Source organism: Nostoc sp. PCC 9305 (assembly GCF_963920915.1).
GTDB lineage: Bacteria > Cyanobacteriota > Cyanobacteriia > Cyanobacteriales > Nostocaceae > Nostoc.
Window position 1 is genome coordinate 1 of record NZ_CAWUDN010000195.1, and the last position, 6,349, is coordinate 6,349.

A 6,349-nucleotide genomic window follows, 5' to 3' on the forward strand; every position below is an offset into this window, starting at 1 on the left:
CGTTAAAAAAATTGACTTTAATAAAGAGTTTTAGCCTTAACTGAACCGTATTGCTATATAAACTACAATGCCGAATACTGCAAAAGCGTAGGCGTAGCCAGCCGTAGGCATCGCCAATTTTTCAACTCAATTAAGTTAATTAACTTGCGATCGCAACTGTCTTTTTCCGCGAAGGACGTTTGCGGTCTGATTTTTTCTTCAGTCCCACCGCTTGGGCTTGATCGCTATCTGAGCCATATTGCCCGCGTACAACTTCTTTCATCGCTAATACAGCATTATGAAATTCCCACTCTGCTAATCGGGCAGCATCAGCAGCCGCACGGTATAAAGCTAGTTTCTCGGTTTCGGTTTGTTGAGAAATCAACATTGCTTGATAAGCTTCCTGTAAATTACATCTTTGTATAAAACCAAAATCGTTGAAGATCCCCCTAAATCCCCCGATAAATTGGGGGACTTTGACTCTGGTTCCCCCTTTTTTAAGGGGGGTTAGGGGGGATCTAAACGCTGGGAGGCAACTCTCAAAGACTTGTGTATACACAAGTCCTAAAAACCTAGCTTGATAAGACTTTCCTCGTTCCCAGTCTCCGGCTGGGAATGCATTCATTGAGTCAGAGACTCAATGCCAGATTGGAGGCAGAGCCTCAACGAGGAGCATTCCCACGCAGAGCTTGTGTTCGAGATAAACGAGAGAACAATGGAAAATCAAGCTTTTTTCTACTTGTGTGTACACACATCTTTCTAGAAAACCAAAATCGTCGTAGATCCCCCTAAATCCCCCGATAAATTGGGGGACTTTGAGAGCTTTTTGCCCCCCTTAAAAAGGCAGGGCTGTTTCATTCCCTAAAAGGCGCTGATTTACAAGCGTTTCAACCAAAAAAAACAGGTGACTAAAAAATCTGATTGGGCAAGAAAATGGTGAACGCACTTAAATTTGCTGGTTGAGGTGGTAATTTTTCTTTATCCCACTCAAGCAAATTTCTGACTCATACTCTTGACAAAATCCCTAAGAGATCGAATGAAACAGCCCTGCCCTTAAAAAGGGGGGAAATTTCTTCAAGTCCCCCTTTTTAAGGGTGATTTAGGGGGATCAGATGATTTGTGTGTACACCGTAGCCGCTTGCGGGGAGGGGTTGGGGGTGGGGTGTTAGAGACTTTTGCAAGAGGTCTAATGAATAAAAGCAACATTTCTGGGTGATATTTTGTCACCATAGATTAACTGAATAAAATCAGTTGAGTCTTGCAAGGGGAGAAAACCCACCTAAAATGGGTGTAAGGAGAGAAACAATAAGATGTCTAATAACCGTTCTGGAGTATTTTTTGGCGGTTTGATGCTGGGAGCTACTATCGGTGCTTTGACCGGTTTACTCGTAGCTCCACGCACAGGGCGCGAAACGCGTAAAATTTTGAAAAAATCTGCCAATGCTATCCCAGAATTGGCAGAAGATTTATCAATGAGTGTGCAAATTCAGGCAGATCGTCTCTCTGCTAGCGCACTGCGAAACTGGGATGAGACTTTAGATCGATTACGGGAAGCGATCGCAGCAGGTGTAGATGCCAGCCAGCGAGAAAGCCAAGTCTTGAAGCGACAAACATCTGTTGAAGACTCAGATTCGCTTCCCCAGCCATTAGAACGCTCATAAATGACATAACCGTGATTGAACCCCTGTTTTGGTTGGGACTTTCCTTACTTTTAGTCGCCACAAGCCTGACTGCGGTTTTAGTGGCGGCGATACCGGCTTTGCAGGAGTTAGCACGCGCGGCTCGCAGTGCAGAAAAGCTATTTGATACTCTCTCGCGGGAGTTACCACCCACTCTAGAAGCTATCCGCGTGACTGGCTTAGAAATCACTGACTTAACTGATGATGTCAGTGAAGGTGTAAAAAGTGCTAGTCAAGTCGTGAAGCAAGTTGACCAAAGTATTGATACTGCAAGAAAACAGGCTCAAAATCTACAAGTAGGTACGCGCAGCATCTTTATTGGCGCGAAAGCTGCTTGGAAAAACTTCACGCGCCAAAAACCCGTAAGGCGGACGAGCGATCGCTTGCCAAGCAATGAAAAACCACCAATAACGTTGCGAGAACGAGAAGTGCTCAGGCAAGAAAATCGTCGGAGCAAAGCAGAGGTATACCGGGTTAATGACGATTATAACGATGCCACTAGCTGGGAAACCAATTTCGATAACGAAGATTGAGCAGAAAAAAGGCGTAGAGCATTGTTTATCTTTTTTGTTGCAGTGCTAAAAGGTGGTATTTTATCAGCTTAAAAAAGCCATTTTTGTTTATGGATAAACTTTGGCATTAGAAGTTTCTGTAGAATCCCTTAAAGGGATTGGTTCAAGCGTATCTGGTTCTAACTCCTTTTGTGTATATTTAACTTTAATAGAACGGATCAAATCGAGTGCTTCTGTTAGCAACTCCGGCGGTAAAGTTTCTATTTCTTGGATTAATAATTCTTTGTTAGTCATCTCTCACCTCTAATCATTCCCTTTTTATTGTATTGGGAACTCCGCTATGGCTTAGTCAATTTTGAGTTGTAAAAAACTTTGACGATAATAATCAAAAAGAGGGTGGATGAGTCTAGTATCCATAACATCCTCCCCTCTCCCTAGTCACCTACGGTGTACACACATCTTTCTAGAAAACCAAAATCGTCGTAGATCCCCCTAAATCCCCCTTAAAAAGGGGGACTTTGAGAGCTTTTTGCCCCCCAATTTATCGGGGGGTTGGGGAGATCAAAAGGCTGTGGTGCAACTCTAGAAGACTTGTGTGTACACCGTAGCCCTAGTCACAGGGATATTTTGGGTATTTTAATTGATTGACAAAATGCACTTACCTTTATAAATAGAGAAGGGTACTCTCCACTCCCCAAAAACCTTTTGCTTTGATCCCTTAGATTAGAGTAAAGTAAACAAGTGTAAAGAACTATCATTTTTCTAGTACTCTTTTAAAACAACTTGTTCGCTTTTACCGTTAATATTTGTATAAAAACGTCCATGCAATCTTGTTTTTGGCGACGAATTCTAGTATCTATTGCAGTATTTTTCCTGGCTGGGTCAATTTGGGTCATGCATTCTCCCCCAGCACTGGCTTATGACAATCCTGAGTTACTTCCTGACACCTTTACCCCAGTTGTAGATTTAGCTAAATCTCTGCCTGTGCTGCAAGAAGAAAAGCTTGTCAAAGATTTAGAGCAGTTTGAAGCCGACACGGGCTGGAAACTGCGAGTATTAACCCAATATGACCGCACCCCAGGTCGCGCGGTTATCAAATATTGGGGTTTGGATGACAAAAGCATTCTACTAGTTGCCGATTCTCGTGGCGGTAACATCCTCAGTTTTAGCGTCGGCGATGCTGTTTATGAACTTTTACCCCGGACTTTTTGGATAGAACTGCAAACCCGCTTCGGTAATTTGTATTTTGTCCGCGAACAAGGCGAAGACCAAGCCATTCTGCAAGCCTTAGAATCAGTTAAAGGCTGTTTGCTCAAAGGGGGTTGCAATGTTGTCCCCGGACTGCCACGAGAGCAATGGATTCTCACCTTGATTAGCTCAATTATTGGTGGGGTGATTTGTGGATTTGCAGCTCAACCCCGCGATAAAGGACAAGTTTTTGCTTGGCAATGGGCTTTAATTTTCTCACCTTTGTGGGGAATATTGTTTATTGCCTTCGGCATTGGGCCAGTTGTGACACGTACAAGCGACTGGTTGCCTTTGGTTCGCAATATCTCAGGGTTTCTCATTGGGGTCTTAGTTGCCTACCTATCTCCTATTTTCAGTCGGTCTTCTTCTAGTAATGAGTTATGAGTGAATAGTTAGGAGTGAGTAGTTTAATTAACTTATAACTCCTAACTCCTAACTCTTAACTCTCTGAAGCTGATAAGCTGAAAGCTAATATTTGAGAAGCTCAACAAAAATGGAATGGCACGTAACTGATGCTCAAAGTTTAGCAATCATTGATAGTGAAATTGGCGATCATGTCTTTTCACCCGCAGAGTATGAGATTGTGCGTCGGGTAATCTACGCCACGGCTGACTTTGAGTATAAGTCTTTGATTCGCTTTTCTGAGCGTGCCTTGCAAGCTGGAGCAGCAGCGCTAGCCGCACGTACCACGATTGTGGTAGATGTGCCGATGGTACAAGTAGGTATCGCTTACGACATTCAAAACACCTTTGCGAATCCAGTGTATTGCAGCATGGAAGCTTTAACACGCCCTCAAAAAGAAAAAACTCGCGCAGCATGGGGAATAGAAACCTTAGCAAAGCGTTATCCAGAGGGCATTTTTGTGGTGGGTCAAGCGCAAACGGCACTGACTGCACTGGTGGATTTAATTGAAGTTGAGGAAATTAGACCTGCTTTAATAATCGCAACTCCAGTGGGATTTGTAAATGTTGATGAAGCTAAGGAGCGTTTACAAGACTCTCTAGTGCCTCACATTATAGTTGACAGCCGTAAAGGTAATGCAGTTGTAGCAGCTGCGATCGTTGATGGGTTGGTAGACTTAGCTTGGCAAGCCTATGGACAAGATGGAAATCGGGGGAGCTAGGAAAGTCGGCTCTATTCTATTTTGTATCCAAAAGAGTATTCATCAATCATTGAATATCTTGATATTTTTGTTAAGTCGTGCCGTTCAAGGAGCCTTTTCTTGTGGTAATTCAAGGTTTCAGTTTAAGCGCATATCTTGCAATTCCTGTGGTATTAAGTCTTTTAGCTGATGGAGAAGGAATAAAAGTATCTTTAGTTAAAAATGTTCATCAGGTATCTACTCACAAGGAAATGCTCCTATCCAGCCGCGAGCTAATCAGCACTAGGGCAACTCCAAAAACATACTATATTAGTGGTGCTGGAAATGACACAAATAGCGGAGTCTCTACTTCATCCGCCTTTAGGACAATTCAAAAAGCAGCAAATCTAACCAACCCTGGCGATACAGTATTGATTATGAACGGGGTCTACAGGAATGCAAAACCAAGTGGAGACGTAGTATCTATTACTCGCTCTGGAACAGCAAATGCATGGATTAAGTTTAAAGCATATCCTGGACATCAACCGAAAATTCAACACAATGGATGGCAGGGAATTTTCATTCACAAGGGAGCGTCATATATTGAGATAAATGGGTTGGGGGTGATAGGAAACAATGCCAACATAACCCTTGATTATGCGATGAGTCAAAAAACTAACAAACTAAACCCGCTAACGAATGGAAACTGCATTAACGTAGATGGACGAAAAGATGGTCATAGTCACCATATACGTATTGTCAATAACAAGGTGCACGGGTGTGGAGGAGCAGGCATTTCTGCTATTCAATCGGACTATGTGACAATAGATAATAACGAGGTGTTCGATAATGCCTGGTATAGCGTTTATGGTTGCAGTGGTATTTCAGTATTGAGCAGTTGGAATTATGACAACAAACGGGGGTACAAGGTATTTGTTACTAATAACAAAACCTACAACAATCGTATGTACATTCCTTGGATTGCAGTTGGAAAGATTACAGATGGTAATGGTATTATTATCGATAGTACAAGAAATGATGAAAACCCAAAACTGGGTGTATATAAAGGATACACTTTAGTTAAAAATAATCTTGCATTTAATAATGGTGGATCGGGTATTCATGCATTTTTAAGCGAACATGTTGATATTGTAAATAACACAGCTGTTTTAAATAATCAGAGTCCAGAACTTAATGGCGGGCAAATATTTGCTCATACATCATCTGATGTCAGAATTCTTAGGAATATTCTTTATGCTTTTCCTGGAAAAAATATTAATAATAAGACTAAAAATAAAAACGTTATTTATGATTATAATATCTACATGAATAGCTCTAAAATAAATGTTAAAGGGCCTCACGATATTTTTGCAGGCTCACAATTTTTAAGCAAGTATCCGACTCTAGAAAAAATATCCGGCGATTGGAAATCGCGGTTAGATAAACAAAATCCGCCAACACGACCTTATGTAGAACCTAAGTCGGCAGGTTTTGCCTGCGGGACAGTGACTTATCGTTTGCAAGGAAAACTCATCCAAGTGGGATGCTCTCGTTAGCAAGAAAACAGGAGAGATTTATCCCGAATCTAAATGCTCGAACCTCTTGGACGACCATTGAGAAGTTTTGCGATGCCGAAATATTTGCGATATTCGGCTCGTAATTATTAAATTACTCGCACCCTGCGTAAATGCAGGGTGTAGGCCTATTTATTGTACGTTTCTGAAAGAGAAGCTCACACTAGACCTCTTGCATAAATCAAAAATAAGAAAGAACCCCACCCCGCCTGCGGGCTACTGGTGTACACACAAGTCGAAAAAAGCTTGATTTTCCATTCTTCTCTCGTTTATCTC

Annotated in this window: 6 protein-coding genes and 1 pseudogene; 5 read left to right on the forward strand and 2 right to left on the reverse strand. The window is 42.0% G+C overall.

What is annotated here, in order from left to right; translation table 11 throughout:
* Positions 1-139: 139 nt before the first annotated feature.
* Positions 140-391: pseudogene (locus ACM0OX_RS34690) on the reverse strand (hypothetical protein); the annotation flags it as partial.
* A gap of 898 nt (positions 392-1,289) precedes the next feature.
* On the opposite strand from ACM0OX_RS34690, the gene ACM0OX_RS34695 reads away from it, so the two are divergent.
* Together ACM0OX_RS34695 and ACM0OX_RS34700 are read left to right on the forward strand one after the other, a co-directional pair.
* Entirely contained in the window at positions 1,290-1,640 is a 351-nt protein-coding gene (locus ACM0OX_RS34695) for a YtxH domain-containing protein (RefSeq protein ID WP_099101749.1), read from the forward strand.
* Positions 1,641-1,651: 11 nt separating this feature from the next.
* A complete protein-coding gene (locus ACM0OX_RS34700) occupies positions 1,652-2,191 on the forward strand; it encodes a DUF948 domain-containing protein (RefSeq protein WP_414519637.1) in 540 nt (179 codons plus the stop codon).
* Positions 2,192-2,278: 87 nt separating this feature from the next.
* On the opposite strand, the gene ACM0OX_RS34705 is transcribed toward ACM0OX_RS34700, so the two are convergent.
* Positions 2,279-2,464, reverse strand: a complete 186-nt coding sequence (locus tag ACM0OX_RS34705; protein WP_414519639.1) for a hypothetical protein — start codon at positions 2,462-2,464, stop codon at positions 2,279-2,281.
* A gap of 528 nt (positions 2,465-2,992) precedes the next feature.
* Between ACM0OX_RS34705 and ACM0OX_RS34710 the strand changes: the two genes are divergently transcribed.
* From ACM0OX_RS34710 to ACM0OX_RS34720, 3 genes are all read left to right on the forward strand, one after another.
* Complete coding sequence (locus ACM0OX_RS34710) at positions 2,993-3,802, forward strand: TPM domain-containing protein (protein WP_335199776.1); 810 nt, start codon at positions 2,993-2,995, stop codon at positions 3,800-3,802.
* A 109-nt stretch (positions 3,803-3,911) separates the two neighbouring features.
* Positions 3,912-4,541, forward strand: coding sequence for a precorrin-8X methylmutase (locus ACM0OX_RS34715; RefSeq protein WP_414519641.1), 630 nt, complete (start codon positions 3,912-3,914; stop codon positions 4,539-4,541).
* Between the two features lie 101 nt (positions 4,542-4,642).
* Positions 4,643-6,055 (forward strand): right-handed parallel beta-helix repeat-containing protein, encoded by a 1,413-nt coding sequence (locus ACM0OX_RS34720; RefSeq protein ID WP_414519643.1) that lies wholly within the window; start codon positions 4,643-4,645, stop codon positions 6,053-6,055.
* Positions 6,056-6,349: the final 294 nt, after the last annotated feature.

Coding starts and splice junctions, on each gene's coding strand:
- ACM0OX_RS34695 (WP_099101749.1), top strand. CDS start 1,290: ATGTCTAATAACCGTTCTGGAGTATTTTTTGGCGGTTTGATGCTGGGA.
- ACM0OX_RS34705 (WP_414519639.1), bottom strand. CDS start 2,464: ATGACTAACAAAGAATTATTAATCCAAGAAATAGAAACTTTACCGCCG.
- ACM0OX_RS34710 (WP_335199776.1), top strand. CDS start 2,993: ATGCAATCTTGTTTTTGGCGACGAATTCTAGTATCTATTGCAGTATTT.
- ACM0OX_RS34715 (WP_414519641.1), top strand. CDS start 3,912: ATGGAATGGCACGTAACTGATGCTCAAAGTTTAGCAATCATTGATAGT.